The organism is Hydrocarboniclastica marina (assembly GCF_004851605.1).
GTDB lineage: Bacteria > Pseudomonadota > Gammaproteobacteria > Pseudomonadales > Oleiphilaceae > Hydrocarboniclastica > Hydrocarboniclastica marina.
The window spans coordinates 501844-517431 of the sequence record NZ_CP031093.1; the positions used below are offsets into that span (position 1 = coordinate 501844).

14 protein-coding genes are annotated in these 15588 nt (G+C 61.2%); 11 read left to right on the plus strand and 3 right to left on the minus strand.

Features of this window, described 5'->3' with window-relative positions; genetic code table 11:
• Nucleotides 1–62: 62 nt before the first annotated feature.
• A complete protein-coding gene (locus tag soil367_RS02290; protein WP_136546513.1) occupies nucleotides 63–449 on the plus strand; it encodes a RidA family protein in 387 nt (128 codons plus the stop codon).
• Between the two features lie 156 nt (nucleotides 450–605).
• Here soil367_RS02290 and soil367_RS02295 read toward each other — a convergent pair whose 3' ends face one another.
• Nucleotides 606–1475 (minus strand): NAD-dependent epimerase/dehydratase family protein, encoded by an 870-nt coding sequence (locus soil367_RS02295; protein WP_136546515.1) that lies wholly within the window; start codon nucleotides 1473–1475, stop codon nucleotides 606–608.
• 111 nt (nucleotides 1476–1586) lie between these two features.
• On the opposite strand from soil367_RS02295, the gene soil367_RS02300 reads away from it, so the two are divergent.
• The 3 genes from soil367_RS02300 to soil367_RS02310 all read left to right on the plus strand — a co-directional run bounded on the left by soil367_RS02300 (nucleotide 1587) and on the right by soil367_RS02310 (nucleotide 6168).
• Nucleotides 1587–2561, plus strand: coding sequence for a hydrogen peroxide-inducible genes activator (locus soil367_RS02300; RefSeq protein ID WP_136546517.1), 975 nt, complete (start codon nucleotides 1587–1589; stop codon nucleotides 2559–2561).
• A 7-nt stretch (nucleotides 2562–2568) separates the two neighbouring features.
• Nucleotides 2569–4644, plus strand: a complete 2076-nt coding sequence (recG, locus tag soil367_RS02305; RefSeq protein ID WP_136546519.1) for an ATP-dependent DNA helicase RecG — start codon at nucleotides 2569–2571, stop codon at nucleotides 4642–4644.
• Between the two features lie 138 nt (nucleotides 4645–4782).
• Nucleotides 4783–6168, plus strand: coding sequence for an HDOD domain-containing protein (locus tag soil367_RS02310; RefSeq protein ID WP_246065479.1), 1386 nt, complete (start codon nucleotides 4783–4785; stop codon nucleotides 6166–6168).
• Between the two features lie 72 nt (nucleotides 6169–6240).
• On the opposite strand, the gene soil367_RS02315 is transcribed toward soil367_RS02310, so the two are convergent.
• Both soil367_RS02315 and soil367_RS02320 read right to left on the minus strand, forming a co-directional pair.
• On the minus strand, nucleotides 6241–6696 hold the full coding sequence (locus soil367_RS02315; RefSeq protein WP_136546521.1) for a DUF2489 domain-containing protein: 456 nt from the start codon (nucleotides 6694–6696) through the stop codon (nucleotides 6241–6243).
• Between the two features lie 33 nt (nucleotides 6697–6729).
• The gene (locus soil367_RS02320) at nucleotides 6730–9081 is read right to left on the minus strand and encodes a molybdopterin-dependent oxidoreductase (protein ID WP_136546523.1); all 2352 of its coding nucleotides are present in this window, start codon (nucleotides 9079–9081) and stop codon (nucleotides 6730–6732) included.
• A gap of 186 nt (nucleotides 9082–9267) precedes the next feature.
• Here soil367_RS02320 and soil367_RS02325 point away from each other — a divergent pair, with 186 nt between their 5' ends.
• The 7 genes from soil367_RS02325 (at nucleotide 9268) to surE (ending at nucleotide 15469) form a co-directional block, all read left to right on the plus strand.
• A complete protein-coding gene (locus soil367_RS02325; RefSeq protein WP_136546525.1) occupies nucleotides 9268–10020 on the plus strand; it encodes an enoyl-CoA hydratase-related protein in 753 nt (250 codons plus the stop codon).
• 143 nt (nucleotides 10021–10163) lie between these two features.
• Nucleotides 10164–10970: an SDR family NAD(P)-dependent oxidoreductase gene (locus soil367_RS02330; RefSeq protein WP_136546527.1), complete on the plus strand. Its 807-nt coding sequence runs from the start codon at nucleotides 10164–10166 to the stop codon at nucleotides 10968–10970.
• 47 nt (nucleotides 10971–11017) lie between these two features.
• Nucleotides 11018–11479 carry a PaaI family thioesterase gene (locus tag soil367_RS02335; RefSeq protein ID WP_136546529.1) on the plus strand — a complete coding sequence of 154 codons (462 nt, stop codon included), beginning with the start codon at nucleotides 11018–11020 and terminating at the stop codon, nucleotides 11477–11479.
• Between the two features lie 109 nt (nucleotides 11480–11588).
• A complete protein-coding gene (locus tag soil367_RS02340) occupies nucleotides 11589–12791 on the plus strand; it encodes an acyl-CoA dehydrogenase family protein (protein ID WP_136546531.1) in 1203 nt (400 codons plus the stop codon).
• Between the two features lie 101 nt (nucleotides 12792–12892).
• On the plus strand, nucleotides 12893–13657 hold the full coding sequence (locus soil367_RS02345) for an SDR family NAD(P)-dependent oxidoreductase (protein ID WP_136546532.1): 765 nt from the start codon (nucleotides 12893–12895) through the stop codon (nucleotides 13655–13657).
• Between the two features lie 7 nt (nucleotides 13658–13664).
• Nucleotides 13665–14729: a phosphotransferase gene (locus soil367_RS02350; protein WP_136546534.1), complete on the plus strand. Its 1065-nt coding sequence runs from the start codon at nucleotides 13665–13667 to the stop codon at nucleotides 14727–14729.
• A complete protein-coding gene (surE, locus tag soil367_RS02355) occupies nucleotides 14726–15469 on the plus strand; it encodes a 5'/3'-nucleotidase SurE (protein ID WP_136546536.1) in 744 nt (247 codons plus the stop codon). The genes soil367_RS02350 and surE overlap by 4 nt, the downstream gene beginning before the upstream one ends.
• Nucleotides 15470–15588: the final 119 nt, after the last annotated feature.

The window sequence follows — 15588 nt, forward strand, 5'->3', positions numbered from 1 at the left end:
CAGTTCAGCTTGGCTGGCTATGTCCGGCTAATTCAGGCGGACCTTTTGAACAGGATAGCGTCATGACCAACAAGTCGATCATCCAGACAGAACACGCGCCCGCCGCTATTGGTACCTATTCCCAGGCGGTAAAAGCCGGGGATACGGTTTACCTCTCAGGCCAGATCCCGCTGGACCCGGAGACAATGGAGCTCGCTCAGGGCGACATCAAGGAACACATCCAGCAGGTTTTCAAAAACCTGAGTGCTGTCTGTGAAGCTTCTGGCGGGACCTTGCAGGACATCGTCAAACTGAATATCTATCTGACCGATCTGGGGAATTTCGCGCTGGTCAATGAGCTGATGGCGATCAATTTCCAGGAGCCCTATCCCGCCCGTGCGGCGATCGGCGTTGCGGCGCTTCCCAAAGGCGCAGCTGTGGAGATGGACGCGGTAATGGTGTTGAAGTGATTGCCAATCCGCAGCAGCGGTTCACCGGACCCCTGTCAACCTGACCTCAGGGGCTTTAAACGCAGCGGCGCTGAGCTTACTTCAGGTCACGGCTGTTTCGGATGTTCAACAGAGAAGGTGAGGGCGCCCGCGAATGAACTGGTCCAGCGGCAGCCTTTACCCGCCGCTTTGGATCATCTCGGCGTAGCCTTCGCGGAAAGTGGGATAACTGAACACATAACCCGACGCCCGCACACGGCTGTTATCGCAGCGCTTGCTGCCTGCGCGCCCCGACGCCGTAGCCTCAGGCTCGACGGGTAGGCAATCGGTCTGCGCCCGCACCCATGCAACAAGATCGCCCTGGCGAACCGGTTCGCAGTCGCTTGCAAGGTAGCGGGGGTGCAAGGTTTCGCCCTGGGCATGTTGCGCCACCAGATGGCTCATTATGCCGACGCAGTCATCTTCGTGAATACGGTTTGTGAACGGACTGTTGGTGCCGGGCGCGAGTTTGCCCGCCTTGATACGTTCGAGCATTCCCCGGCGATCCCGCCCGTATATTCCCGAAAAACGCACGGCGGTTCCGGCTAGCGGACTCCTGGACAGGCGCCTTTCGCCTTCCAGCACGCGCACACCGCTGAAACGGTTGGGCTCGGTTGGGCTCGATTCATCGACCCAGCTGTCGTCGTCCTGCTGGTACACGGCCGTGCTGGAGATGAAAAACACATGTTGGGGCGGGCTTTTCTGGGCTTCAAGTTCGCCCAGGAGGTTATCCAGCGCCAGCACGTAGGCGGCCCTGTAGCCCGCGTCATCATAGGTTTTGGGGCTTAGACAGAAGATGACGATGTCGAGGTCGGTAGGCAGTGTCGCCGCGAGGGCTGTCCGGTCCAGCAAGTCAGCCTGTAGCCGCCGGATCGGCGCGGGCACAGGATTTGCGCTGCGTCTTAGACCCCAGACGTCGTGCTCGTCGGCCAAAGCCCGGCCGATGCGGCTGCCCAGTCGTCCGCATCCTGCCAGAAGAATCCGGTACCTCTGCGTTGCGCTTGCCATTTGCAGTCCTTATGCTTTTTGACGGCCGTCCAGTATTGGTTATACGGCCTGTTTCAGCGTACATTGCCAGCACTATGCAAGCGCAGCGGCAGTGATTAGTCGGAGAATAGAATGACCCTAACTGAGCTTCGTTACATCGTCACGCTTGCCCAGGAAAAACACTTTGGCCGGGCCGCCGAGCGCTGTCACGTCAGCCAGCCTACCCTAAGCGTGGCCGTGCGCAAACTCGAAGACGAGCTCGCTGTTGCTCTGTTTGAACGCAGCAAGGGCAGCATCCGCGTGACTGAGATCGGGCATCGCATCGTCGAGCAGGCCCAGCGGGTTCTGGACCAGGCCGGGCTGATCCGGGACCTGGCCCAGACGGGCAAGAACCAGCTGAGTTCACCGCTCAAAGTCGGCGCAATCTATACGATTGGCCCGTATCTGTTTCCGCACCTGCTGCCCGAGCTGCGGCGCGCGGCGCCGGAGATGCCCTTGTTCATCGAGGAGAACTACACCGGCGTGCTACGGGAAAAACTGCGCCGTTCAGAGCTGGATGCGATTATCATCGCGTTGCCCTTCGAAGAGCCCGAGGTCGTGACCCTGCCACTCTACGATGAGCCGTTCGTCGTTTTGTTGCCCAAGAATCACAAGCTTGCGCGTGAAAAAAGCCTGAACAGTGAGCAGCTACTGGAAGACCAGCTGCTGATGCTCGGCCCGGGCCACTGCTTTCGCGACCAGGTGCTGGAGTCTTGTCCGCCGTTGATCGAAGCGCTCAGCACCCGCTCGACCGATCGCGGGCAGTCGCTGATTACCGAGGGCAGCTCCCTGGAGACAATCCGGCACATGGTCGCGTCCGGGTTGGGAATTACGGTTCTGCCTTTGTCGGCAGCGACCGCTGTGCAGTACCGGGAAGACATCCTGACTGTGCGGCCCTTCGCTGCGCCCGTTCCATCCCGCACGGTCGCTTTGGCCTGGCGTGTGACTTTTCCGCGCCCCAAGGCTATCGACATGCTGTCCCTGGCGGCAAGCCAGTGCAGAGTCATCGAGAAAGCCGTAGCAACTACCGGGCCTGAGCTTCTGAACGCGGCGGAGCCAGCTGGTTGAGTCACCGATGACCGATCTTGCCGACCTTGAAGTCCAGGTCCTTAAAGGCGTCGGGGCGAGTCTCGCCCAGCGCTTGGCGAAGCTTGGCATTGTGTCGCTGCAGGATCTTCTGTTTCATCTTCCCCACCGTTATGAGGACCGTACCCGCGTCAGGCCAATCGGCAGCCTCAACGTGGGTGATACCGCGGTTGTTGAGGGCCAGGTGCTGGTCTGTGAAATGGTCCTGGGCCGCAGGCGGAGCCTGCAGGTAACTATCCGGGATGACACCGGTTTCCTGGTGCTGCGGTTCTTCCACTTCAATGCGGCCCAGAAACGGCACCTTGAGGAAAGTACGCGGATACGCTGTTTCGGCGAGATTCGTCCCGGCCGTGCCGGTCTTGAGTTCTATCACCCCGAGTATGAGCTGGAACCCAAACCCCTCGGAGCGCCCGGTACAGAAACCCTGACGCCCGTCTATCCCTTGACCGAAGGTATCCAGCAGCCGCGTCTCCGGACCCTTTGCTACCAGGCGCTCGACTGGTTGCAGCGCTATCCGGTACGGGAGTGGCTGCCAGACTGGTTACTCCAGCAGTATCAATTGCCGCCTATCAATGACGCTCTCCGGCTGGTCCACGTGCCACCGGCTTCCGCCAACACTGTTCAGCTCATGGACGGGCAGCATCCTGCGCAGCAGCGCCTGGTCATGGAAGAGTTGTTGGCCCACCACCTGAGCCTGCTCCACCTGCGCCAGCAGGTGCGGTCGATGCGTGCACTGCCACTGAAGCGTCCAGGCCCACTCGCCGAAGCCTTCCTGGAGCAGTTACCCTTCACCCTGACCGGGGCCCAGCGTCGTGTCGCCGATGAGATTGCAACTGATCTGGGCCAGCCGCTACCCATGCTGCGTCTGGTGCAGGGCGACGTGGGCTCCGGCAAAACGGTTATTGCCGCGTTGGCGTCTTTGCAAGCGGTGCACTCAGGTGCACAGGTCGCCCTGATGGCGCCGACTGAGATTCTGGCCGAGCAGCACTGGCAAAATTTCCAGCAATGGTTCGCGCCCCTGGGTATCGAAATGGCCTGGCTCTCGGGAAAAGTAAAAGGCCGGACGCGGCAGTCGACGCTGGCCGCCATTGAGGGCGGGCAGGCCCAGGTGATCATCGGAACCCACGCCATTTTCCAGGACGACGTACGGTTTGACCGGTTGGCGCTTGCGATCATTGATGAACAGCATCGCTTTGGCGTGCACCAGCGCCTGGCTTTGCGGGACAAAGGCCATGCGGGCGGTCTGGTGCCGCATCAATTGATCATGACCGCCACGCCCATACCCCGAACCCTGGCCATGAGCGCCTACGCGGACCTCGATACTTCGGTGATTGACGAGCTACCGCCAGGCCGTAAACCGATCGAGACCATTGCCGTGCCCGACAGCCGCCGGGCCGAAATCCTCCAGCGGGTCCGAAGTGCCTGCAGCGAAGGGCGGCAGGCGTACTGGGTGTGCACCCTTATCGAAGAGTCCGAAACGCTGCAGGCGCAAGCTGCCGAAGCCGCCGCATTGGAACTCGCCGCGGCCCTGCCGGAGTTGACCGTCGGGCTGGTCCATGGCCGCCTGAAAGCTGCCGAGAAGGCCGATATCATGGCGCGGTTCAAGGCCGGGGCGGTGGATGTTCTGGTGGCCACGACCGTTATTGAGGTGGGGGTGGACGTGCCGGATGCATCCCTCATCATCATTGAAAATCCGGAGCGGCTCGGCCTCGCGCAGCTGCATCAGTTACGCGGGCGAGTCGGCCGCGGCCACGCGGCCAGCTTCTGCGTGCTGCTCTTCCATCCGCCCTTGTCCCAGAACGGCAAGGCTCGCCTGCAGGTCTTGCGGGACAGCCAGGACGGTTTCACCATTGCAGAGAAGGATCTCGAGATACGCGGCCCGGGTGAGGTTCTGGGCACCCGCCAAACAGGGCTTCTACAGTTCCGGATAGCCGAGTTTGAACGGGACCAGGGCTGGATTGAGGAGATTCGCGAGCAGGCCCCCAAACTGATGGATGACGCCGTAAGGGTCGAGGCACTGATCCGTCGCTGGCTCGGCGACAGGGTTCGCTATGGCGATGTCTGATGTATGCCCAGGGCGGCAGGGGCCAGTCTGGCGCGCAGGCAATAGGTGTGGAAGCGCACTAAATCAACTATTACATCCGTGCCATCGTTCATCATCTGATATAACATCGTCCCACTTTTTATCACAGGAGCGGTCACCATGAGTTCCCTTCCCGCTGCACTGAGTGAGGTTTTCGCAAAAAGTCCGGAGCCTCTGGATCCGGAACTGGTTACGCGAGATGAAGCCGGGGATGGCGTCGAGCTGATAATGATTCTGCTGTCGGACACCATGGGCCACCTGCAGGTTATTCAGCGAGCCGATGCATTACTCGACATCGACACACTCAACCGTGAACTGGGCCGCCAACTTGAGGCGATCCCGCGTGCGGAGGCGTCCCGTCTGCGGACGCGCCTGCAACTACCCGGTATACCTGCTGTTCCAGGCCTGACCGGCTACGAGACCGTGCTTGACAAGACAGTAGCCGAGGCCGGGTCGAGCCAGCGTTTCATTATCGACAGCGGTGTGGAAGATACGCTGCTGCGATTCCAGCCCGTGGAGTATACCGGGCTCTGTGGCCGGTTCCGGACACTCGCCTGCGCCATTCCCCTGACTGACATCGCGGTAAACTTCGGCGAGCCGGAGCACGACAGTACTCAAATTAACCGGGCCCTGCAGCGTTTCACCAGCCTGCGGATCAAGCAGCGGCTGGAAGATACCCTGGAGCTTCCGCCACTGCCGGAAACCGCGCAGCGCATCATTCACCTGCGGGTGGACCCCAACGCCGAGGTCGGTGATCTGGCGGATGTGGTGGAAGCCGACCCAAGTCTGGCAGCACAGGTGGTCAGCTGGGCCAATTCCTCCTTCTACGCCGCACCGGGTGAAGTGCGCTCCATCTACGACGCCATTATGCGGGTACTGGGGTTCGAGCTGGTCATGAACCTGGCCATGGGTATTTCCCTGGGTCGTACATTGAAACAACCGCGAGGGCTCCCGGAAGGCTATCTGGATTACTGGCAGCAAGCACTCTGGGTCGCGCAGGCCGCGGGGAACGTTACGGGGCTGATGCCCCGTAACCGCCGGCCTGCATTCGGGCTGGCCTACCTGTCGGGCCTATTGCACAATTTCGGCTTCCTGGTGCTGGCCCATGTGTTTCCGCCGCACCTGGCGCTGATCATTCGCTTCTCTGAGGCCAACCGGCATGTTGATACGGCCTACATTGAACACTTTCTGTTGGGCGTTACGCGCGAGCAGATCGCCGGCCAGCTTATGGAGCGCTGGGAAATGCCTGGTGAGGTGGTGACCGCACTACGGCACCAGAAGAACGAACACTATCAAGGGCTGCACGCGGACTATCCGGCGGTGTTGAGGCTGTCTCGCCAGTTGCTGCTGGCCCGCGGTATTCCCCTGGGTGCACCCGAACCCGTGTCTCAGGCGTTGATCGCGGAGCTTGGGCTGAACGAGGCTGAGCTGAACGACGCGATGGATAACCTTGTAGCCAGTCGCAGCGATATTCGCGGCCTGGCCGATATGATGAAGTCGGCCTAGTGTCCCGTCCGGGACACCGAGGGCCGTCCCGGCATCGAATCCTCGAGTCTCGTTACGACGGCTCAGGCTTTGTTACAGCGGGTGGTGACGGATCGCCCTTGCTGCGTCCCGAATTTTTTCCTGGTGCTGTTCCTCAAGCGCCAGGCGCTCATTGTCCTGGCGCCTGATGTCCCGCCGATCAGCCTGACCGCGTGCTTCGTGGGTATGCATATGGGCCGTTTGTTCGGCCATCTCGCGGAATACCCGGTAGGGTTCCTGGTCGAGTAGCTCCGGCCCCAGCACCTGAAGCAGCCCGTGCAGGCGAATGCTTGCCTCCGCCAGATCAACCTGCTCCTGCTCCACCGCCATTGCAATGACCCGTACGCTCTGGATAGCGTCCCGCCTGCGGTCCTGCTGGGCGCGGTCACGCCGCGTTTGCTGGCTGCGGTCGGCATTCAGTTTTTTCAGGCGGCCCGCAATAAACAGAACCAGTGCGCCACAGACGACTACGCCCGCCAGAATTAAAATCCACTGCATCATTGTACTCATCCATGCGCTCCTGGCATCGAACGGGTTTCAGGCTTACTCAGAGAGCGTCGCCGCCGGGTTATCTTCGTTGTATTGCCGCGACTTTCCAGGGGCGCGTCGTGCGCCTGTCGCGGGGCTGCTGGATGGCACCGGCGTAAGCCACACATATTGTCCGTTGAGTACCGAAACACCGCTGACCGGGTCAACCTGATGGTCGTCAATCAAATCGTTGACGCTGGCCCCGGCATGCGCTTCGGCTACCGCCAGTCGGGTGCCCTGGCCGTCGTGTCCCCAGCCGTGGGGAATGCTCACGACACCGGCCATAATCCGGTCGCTCACCTCCACTGGCAGCACAATGCGGCCCACATCGCTGTGCGCCTGCACGCTCTGACCATCGGTCAGGCCAAGCCGTGCGGCATCAGCGGGGTTCACTACGGCGGTGCAGCGTGATTTCCCCTTAACCAGGCGGCGGCTGTTGTGCATCCAGGAGTTGTTGCTGCGCAGTTGTCTGCGACCGATCAGTTGCAGCGCGTCAGCCGGCGGCGGGTTATCAAGACGCGCCTGCAGCCTTTCAACGTCTGCCAGATACCGGCGTGGCGCCAGGTTGATCTTGCCGTCGTGCGTTTGCAGACGTTGCGGCAGGCTGGGGCGGAGCGGGCCCAGGTCGATCCCGTGGGGATTCTTGCGCAACTTTCCGAGGCTGAGCCCCTTTGGCAGCGATCGCCCGGGTCTGCCGTAGGGCCCCATGTCCAATAGCTCGCGTAGCCAGTGTTTGCGCGGCAGTAATCGAGTCAGGCTGTCGAAGCCCGGCTCAAGCAAGCCGCCACCCGGTAGCACCTTGACCCCATAAGGGCCCGTGCGCAAGAGCAGATCGGTGAGCCGGTCCGGCCCCAGCAGCTTCATCAATTTCCAGCTGATGCTGTCCTGCCAGCCGCGCTTCTTCTCGGCGCTGAGGCGCTGCCCCAGTTCGAGCATTATCTCCCAGTCGGTCCGCGCGTCCGGCGCCGGCTCAAACAGCGCATCGGCAAACTTGGCCACATTGCGCACCGCCAGCGCGTTGAATATCAGGTCGTAATGGCTCCGCTCAAGGCTGGCAACCGGCGGCAGGATAATATCGGCGTGGCGATTGGTTTCGTTCAGGTAGTAATCCACGGAAACCATGAAGTCGAGTTGTGCAAAGGCCTGTTCCAGACGACGCCCGTTGGGGCTGGATAGCGCCGGGTTGCCCGCCACCGCCACAAACGCCCGGATCTGGCCCTCGCCCGGCGTTAGAATCTCATCGGCCATGGTGCTGGACGGGAATTCACCGCCGAACTCAGGCAGGCCCCGAACCCGGCTGTATCTGCGGCCGAAATGGCCTTTCTGGCCGCTCAGCCCGCCAAGCGTTACCAGATCCACCGCGGGCGCAGTAAACAGCATGCCGCCGGGCCGGTCGAGTTTGCCGGTAAGTATGTTGAGCACGTATAGCAGCCAGGTGGCGACGCCGCCATGGGCCTGCGTGCTGGTGCCCATGCGGCCATAGATGAGCGCTCTGGGCGTGTTCGCCAGATCGCGTGTCAGCTCTCGCACAGCCTGGGCATCGATGCCGGTATGGACGCTGACTTTCTCCGGCGTAAAGGGTCCCGCTGCCAGCCGGACCAGGTCCAGGTCCTTGAGCCAGCCCTGCTGGTTTGCAGTCTGAGCCAGCCCTTCGGCAAAAACCGTGTTCACCATGGCCATCAGGAGCAGTGCATCGCTGCCGGGGCGGATGTAGTGAAACGCATCGGCACGGTCCGCTGTTTCTGTACGGCGCGGGTCGATAGCGACAAAGCGCCCGCCCCGGGCCTGCAGGTCTTTGAGCCTGCCGCGAAAGTCGGGCACCGTCATCAGGCTGCCGTTGGAGGCCATGGGGTTGGCACCGATGCAGATAAAGAGGTCGGTGTGGTCGATGTCAGGTATGGGAAACAGCGCTTGATGGCCGAACAGCTCCAGGTTCGCCAGCATGTGTGGCAGCTGGTCATTGGAGGTCGCCGAGAAGCGGTTGTGGGTCCCCAGGGCCTGCAGAAAGGGCATCATCGCCAGCATGGCGCCGTGGTTGTGGACGTTGGGGTTGCCCAGGTAAACGCCGATGGCGTTGCGCCCGTGTATCTTCTGGATGCCAGCGAGACGGGTTGCCACGGTGGAGAAGGCCTCTTCCCAGCTGATTTCCTCCCAGGCATCGCCGTTTCTGCGCAAGGGCGTACGGAGCCGGTCCGGGTCTTCGTGGACATCTTGCAGCGCCAGTGCCTTGGGGCAGATGTAGCCCCGGCTAAAGCGATCTTCCGTATCGCCCCGGATCGATGTGATCTTGCCCTGCTCGACTTCGATGGCGAGGCCGCAGGTGGCCTCACAGAGGTTGCAGGTACGGAAGTGGGTGCCGGTCTGCATGGGGTTTCTCCGGGGTCGGCTTATCGTGGGCGGGCTCGCCAGCTCGTCGTCGAGATTATCAGCAAAGCGGTAAAAGCCTCCAGCCGCTTGGTCGCACCGAACCTTTAATAGCAAAATCATATACCGCATAATGAAACATGGAACTCACGGCTATGCCCATCCAACGATTTCAGGAGAATGATCGCAATGTCAATCGATGAAGTTCAGCGCGAAGTTTCGGGTCGGGTACTGGTGCTTACCCTCAACCGCCCGACCAAGAAAAACGCTCTGACGGTACCTATGTATCGGGCTCTTTCCGATTACGTCATGGAGGGGGACAGGGATCCGGCTATTGGTGCGATCCTGCTTCAGGCCAAGGGGGACAGCTTCAGCGCCGGCAACGACATGGATGATTTCAGAAAACGTGCGGAGGCTTCCGAGCCCGGTTCCAGTGCGGGCCTTGACTTCATTGAGGTCCTGCTGGGGTGTGATACACCGGTAGTCGCCAGTGTACAGGGACGAGCTATCGGCATAGGCACGACCATGCTGCTGCACTGCGATTTTGTTGTGGCCGACAACAGCGCCCGCTTCAGTACACCGTTCGTGGATCTTGGCCTCTGTCCGGAAGCGGCTTCGTCCTTGCTAATGCCGCTGATGCTGGGCTTTCGACGTGCGAACGACCTGCTTCTGGCCGGGGAGATGCTGAGCGCGGAGCAGGCGCTGGACTGCCAGCTGGTGAGCCGGCTATGCGAACCCGAAGCCCTTGCGACGGCAGCTCATGAGTTGGCCGTGAAACTGGCGGCCAAGCCCGCGGGGTCGATGCGACTGAGCAAATCCCTGATGCGACGTTACTGGCGTGACGCCATTCGTGAAGCAATCCATCTCGAGCGCGAGCATTTTTCCGAGTGCCTGCAGTCGCCGGACTGCCGTGCGGCTTTAGACCGGTTTTTCAATCGCTGAGCGCGCCGAACTGCGACGTTGGGTGTTTTGAATAGTGAAACAAGATTTCGAAATTATTGACTTAAACGCGTAACGCGTGACAAATTAACGCTCAATAAATAAAACACGTAATGCCAGACTGCCTGGCGAAAGTGAGGGGCGTTATGAGATTTCAGGACCGTGTAGCGCTTATTACCGGTGCCGGGAGCGGCATTGGCCGCGCCACAGCTCGTCGCCTGGCTGCTGAAGGCGCTCGGCTGGCGCTGGTGGACTGGAGTGGCGACGGCCTCGAAGACACCGTCGCTGCCATAAGACAGGATAGCGCTGGTACGGCCGGTGCCGATGACACCCTCTGGACCGGCATTATCGATGTATCCGATGAAGCCGCGGTGGAGCGCTGCGTCAGCGATGTGATCAAGGCTTTTGGCCGGATAGACGTGCTCTGCAACAACGCCGGTATTTCCGGCGGGCACCTGCCTGTTACCGAGCAGAGCACCAGCGAATGGCAGCGCGTGCTCGGCGTAAACCTCGCTGGCCCCATGCTGATGATCAAGAACGTCGCGCCCCACATGCAGGCACAGGGCGGCGGCGCGATCGTCAACACAGCCTCGGTGGCCGGCATTCGCTCAGGCGCCGGCGGCAACGCTTACAGCGCGTCAAAGGCGGGACTGATCAACCTGACCATGACCACTGCCTGCGACCTGGGCAGCTACAGCATCCGCGTGAATGCGGTCTGTCCCGGACTGATCGAAACCGGAATGACGCGCCCCGTATTCGAATACGCCCGCAGCAACGATAAAGAGCACAAGTTGGGCTCGCGCTGCGAGCTGCGCCGCTACGGCCGGCCGGAAGAAATCGCCGCCGCCATTGCTTTCCTTGCTAGTGACGACGCCAGCTATATCACCGGTCAGGCGCTTCCGGTTGATGGCGGCAATACGGCCTCGCTGAACATGCCGGGCATGAAGGTCTGATACAGGCCCCGGCACCCGTCTGACACGTAGTAGAGGAACCAGAGTTCATGACAGACCAGGGTCAACCACAGGCTATTGATCAGCGATTGCTGGGCGACGGCCACGAACTGCCTGGATTCCACGCCCTGCTGGGCTACCGCCAGGCCAGTTGGGAAGAGGGCCGGGCGGTTATCGAGCTGACCATTGATCAACGCCACATCAATCTTGGCGGTGTGATCCACGGTGGCGTGATCACGTCGCTGCTGGACATTGCCTGCGCCGAAGCCGGAACCTGGTGCCCCTATCCCGGGCGCATGCGTAAAGCCATCACGCTCTCCCTGACCACGACTTTTACCGGGCAGTGCAGTGGCGGCACAATCAGGGTTGTTGGGACCAAGCGCGCCGGCGGAACCCGTATTTTCAATAGCAGTGGTGAGGTCTTCGACGAGGAGGGGCGCCTGCTGGCGTTCGGTGAAGGCACCTTTCGAATCCGCTCGGGCAGTGAAAAGCCCGAAGGCGTTCCCATTTGACGGCCGGGCGCAGGCCTGGCTCTGATCGAGCTACACAGCAGGCTCAAGCGGCCGCAAAGACTTAACAACTACAACACGCTGATTCCTACCCAAGGAGGCATAAAAGCCCATGTTCGAACTATCCGATAAAGCCAGCCAGCTGCGGGATAAACTCAACGCTTTTATGGAAGCCCATGTCTTCCCCAATGAGCATGTCTTCCACGAACAGACCGCCAAAGCGGAAAACCGTTGGGCGCCGCCGCCGATACTTGAAGAACTTAAAGAGAAAGCCAGGGCTGAAGGCCTGTGGAATCTGTTTCTGCCGGACAGTGAGTTCGGCGCTGGGCTGACCAACTTCGAGTATGCCCATCTGTGCGAGGTCATGGGCAAGTCCCACGTGGCACCGGAGATTTTCAACTGCTCTGCGCCCGACACCGGCAATATGGAAGTGCTGGCCCGTTATGGCACCGCCGAGCATCAGGAAAAATGGCTCAAGCCGTTGCTGGCCGGCGAGATCCGTTCGTGCTTCTCCATGACTGAACCCGATGTAGCCTCTTCGGATGCCACCAATATCGCCTGCGAAATCCGGCGCGAGGGTGATGAGTACGTGGTCAACGGTCGCAAGTGGTGGTCATCCGGCGCCATGACCACCACCTGCAAGATCGCTATCGTCATGGGCAAAACCGACCCCGCGGCCGAGAAGCACAAGCAGCAGTCCATGATCCTGGTGCCCCTGGATGCGCCAGGGGTAGAGATCGTGCGGCCATTGCATGTGTTCGGTTACGACCACGCGCCCCACGGTCACGCCGAGATCCTTTATAACAACGTCCGCGTTCCCGCCAGCAATCTTCTGCTGGGTGAAGGTCGTGGTTTCGAAATTGCCCAGGGTCGCCTTGGGCCGGGCCGCATCCACCACTGCATGCGTACTATCGGTGTGGCAGAGCGTGCCCTTGAAGCCCTATGCCGTCGCGTTCACGAGCGTGAGGCGTTCGGCAAGCAACTGGTCAAGTACGACTCCCTGCGCAAGCAGATTGCGCGCTCGCGTCTGGAAATCGAACAGGCACGCCTGCTAACACTGAAGGCGGCACACATGATGGATACCGTCGGCAACAAGGTTGCGCGTCAGGAAATCGCCATGATCAAGGTGGTCGCGCCGGAAATGGCCCTCAAAGTCCTGGACCGTGCTATCCAGGCGCACGGCGCCCTGGGCGTTTGCCAGGACAGCTTCCTCGCAGCGTCCTGGGCCCACATACGTACCCTGCGTCTGGCCGATGGCCCGGATGAAGTGCATCTGGATACTATCGCCAAGATCGAGCTGCGCCCCTACGCGTAACGGTTTCCGAGGCCGCTTCCCAGCCTGCGTCCATAGAGCTGGGAGGCCCCTGTTTCACCTGGGGCCTACAAGGTCCATCTGGGGTCTACAAGGAGACGAACATGAACAATTTATTCGATATGACCGGTAAGGTCGCGCTGATTACCGGTTCAACCAAGGGCATCGGCCGCTCGATTGCCGAGGAAATGGCCAAAAGCGGTGCCCGGGTGGTGATTTCCAGTCGCAAAGCCGACGCCTGCGAAGCTGTTGCCAACGAGCTGAAAGCCGACGGTCATGAAGCGCTGGCGATCCCCTGCCATGTCGGCAGAAAAGAAGATCTGCAGAACCTCGTCGACAAGACCCTGGAAACTTGGGGTCGTATCGATGTGCTGGTCTGCAACGCTGCCACCAATCCGGTTTACGGTCCCACCAGCGAAATCACCGACGACGCCTGGGACAAGATCATGGAAACCAACGTCAAGGGTACATTCTGGCTGTGCAACATGGTCATGCCGCAGATGGCCGAGCGTGGTGAAGGCGCCGTGGTCCTGCTGTCCAGCATCGCCGGTATTCGCGGCAATACCGTGATCGGCACCTATGGCGTGTCCAAGGCAGCTGAAGCGGCGCTGGCCCGCAACCTGGCGGTCGAGTGGGGCCCCAAAGGCATCCGCGTCAATTCCATCGCACCGGGGCTGGTCAAAACCGATTTTGCCAAGGCACTTTGGGAAGATCCGGTCCGGGTCAAACAGGCCGAAGATAGAACGCCGCTGCGCCGTATTGGCGAGCCCGTCGATATTGCCGGCATCGCCCTGTTCCTGTCGACGCCGGCAAGCGCCTACGTCACCGGCCAGGTCATCGTTGCGGATGGCGGCGAGACTATCAGCTGAGGTTGCCATGAGCCAAGACCCCCAACTTGTAGAGGTCCTGCCGGCGCATCGTTTCGATGAACACGCGCTGGCCGGGTATCTGCGCGAGCATCTGCCCGCGATGGGCGATACCTTTGTGGTTCGCCAGTTCCAGGGCGGGCAGTCCAATCCGACCTTTTTGCTTGAAACCGGCGGTCGCCGCTATGTGCTGCGCAAAAAGCCGCCGGGTAAGGTCCTGCCCTCGGCACATATGGTTGAACGGGAATACAAGGTGATTCGCGCGCTGGCCGAAAATACCCGGCTGCCGGTCCCGCAGACCCACGTATTGTGCGAGGACCCCTCGATCATCGGTACCGCCTTTTACGTGATGGATTTCATTCCTGGCCGAATACTCACCCATCCCGCGCTGGAAGCGGTGGAGCTAAGCGAACGGCGTCCGATCCACCTGGCTGCGGTAGACACTCTGGCCGAGCTACACCGGGTCGACCCCATGGCCATTGGGCTGGATGATTTCGGCAGGCCCCAGGGTTACGTCGCCCGACAGGTCAAGCGCTGGAGCGGCCAGTACGAGGCGTCCCGCACCGATGATATGCCGGCGATGGACAACCTGATGAACTGGCTGCCGGAGAACCTTCCGGCTCACGACGAAACCGCTATTGCCCACGGCGACTTTCGCCTGGGCAACCTGTTGTTCGACCCGGACGCGCCCCGTGTTTCGGCCATCCTGGACTGGGAGCTGGCGACCCTGGGCCACCCTTTGGCCGATCTCGCCTACTTCTGCCTGCCTTACCACCTGCCCGCGGACCTGAAAGGCATGCGCGGGCTGATCGGTATTGACCTAAAGGCCCAGGGCATTCCCGACGAAGCCGAGATCCTGGCGCGCTATTGCGAGAAGACCGGACGTAAGTCGGTTGACGACTGGCATGTGTTCCTGGCTTTTTCACTGTTCCGTCTGGCTGCCATTCTGCAGGGTGTCTACTCCCGGGCATTACAGGGCAACGCCAGCAATGCCGATGCCCTGGAGGTTGGGCAGCGCGCGGGTGTTCTTGCCGAAGCCGGTTGGCGGATTGCCCGCGAAGGAGCAGGCCAATGAGCGCAAAACCCTTTCGCCGCCTGCTGCTGACCAACGACGACGGCATCGCAGCACCGGGACTTGCGGTGCTGGAAGAGATCGCCGCGGCCCTGGCTGACGAGGTCTGGGTATTTGCGCCCGAGCACGATCGTAGCGGGGCAGGGCAGAGTATTTCCCTTCACGCCCCGTTGCGGGTCTACGGGCAGGGCGAGCGCCGCTATGCGGTATCCGGTACACCGGCGGACTGTGTCCTGTTTGCCATGGCCGAATGGCTGGCGGACAGCCCGCCGGATCTGGTCCTGTCCGGGGTCAATTGCGGCGCCAACGTCAGCGATTCGGTGCAGTACTCCGGCACGGTTGGCGCCGTGCTCTGCGCCCAGCACCTCGGCCTGCCGGCGATCAGTCTCAGCCAGGCCTTCCACCAGCGCGACAGTGTGAACTGGGGGCCGGTCACGCGCCTGGCGCCGGAGCTGATTGTTTCCATTTGGGAGCAAAGCAGGGCTGCCTGCTGCTGGAACGTCAATTTCCCTGACATGCCCGTCGAGCAGATACAGGGTAACCGACTGACTACCGAAAGCGTGGGCTCGGCGCCACGCGCCCGCCTGCGACCGGGGCAGGACGGCCGCGGGTTGCCTTACTGGTGGCTGATGTTTGAGCGCAACTATTCGGCGGTTACCGGCCCTGAAGAAGACGTGACCGCCCTGCGGGAAGGGTTTGTGTCGGTTGCGCCCATGCGCAACGGCTGCGGCTGGAAGCCCTGAGGGTCAAGTTTCCAGAATGATTCGCAGCAACCGTACGCTTGACCGAAAAAGTAGTTAACTAACGAAAAGTGTTCGCCGACACAAGACGTTCTCTAACAAAAACAGGGCCGATTCCCCAT

Coding starts and splice junctions, on each gene's coding strand:
- soil367_RS02290 (WP_136546513.1), top strand. CDS start 63: ATGACCAACAAGTCGATCATCCAGACAGAACACGCGCCCGCCGCTATT.
- soil367_RS02295 (WP_136546515.1), bottom strand. CDS start 1,475: ATGGCAAGCGCAACGCAGAGGTACCGGATTCTTCTGGCAGGATGCGGA.
- soil367_RS02300 (WP_136546517.1), top strand. CDS start 1,587: ATGACCCTAACTGAGCTTCGTTACATCGTCACGCTTGCCCAGGAAAAA.
- recG (WP_136546519.1), top strand. CDS start 2,569: ATGACCGATCTTGCCGACCTTGAAGTCCAGGTCCTTAAAGGCGTCGGG.
- soil367_RS02310 (WP_246065479.1), top strand. CDS start 4,783: ATGAGTTCCCTTCCCGCTGCACTGAGTGAGGTTTTCGCAAAAAGTCCG.
- soil367_RS02315 (WP_136546521.1), bottom strand. CDS start 6,696: ATGAGTACAATGATGCAGTGGATTTTAATTCTGGCGGGCGTAGTCGTC.
- soil367_RS02320 (WP_136546523.1), bottom strand. CDS start 9,081: ATGCAGACCGGCACCCACTTCCGTACCTGCAACCTCTGTGAGGCCACC.
- soil367_RS02325 (WP_136546525.1), top strand. CDS start 9,268: ATGTCAATCGATGAAGTTCAGCGCGAAGTTTCGGGTCGGGTACTGGTG.
- soil367_RS02330 (WP_136546527.1), top strand. CDS start 10,164: ATGAGATTTCAGGACCGTGTAGCGCTTATTACCGGTGCCGGGAGCGGC.
- soil367_RS02335 (WP_136546529.1), top strand. CDS start 11,018: ATGACAGACCAGGGTCAACCACAGGCTATTGATCAGCGATTGCTGGGC.
- soil367_RS02340 (WP_136546531.1), top strand. CDS start 11,589: ATGTTCGAACTATCCGATAAAGCCAGCCAGCTGCGGGATAAACTCAAC.
- soil367_RS02345 (WP_136546532.1), top strand. CDS start 12,893: ATGAACAATTTATTCGATATGACCGGTAAGGTCGCGCTGATTACCGGT.
- soil367_RS02350 (WP_136546534.1), top strand. CDS start 13,665: ATGAGCCAAGACCCCCAACTTGTAGAGGTCCTGCCGGCGCATCGTTTC.
- surE (WP_136546536.1), top strand. CDS start 14,726: ATGAGCGCAAAACCCTTTCGCCGCCTGCTGCTGACCAACGACGACGGC.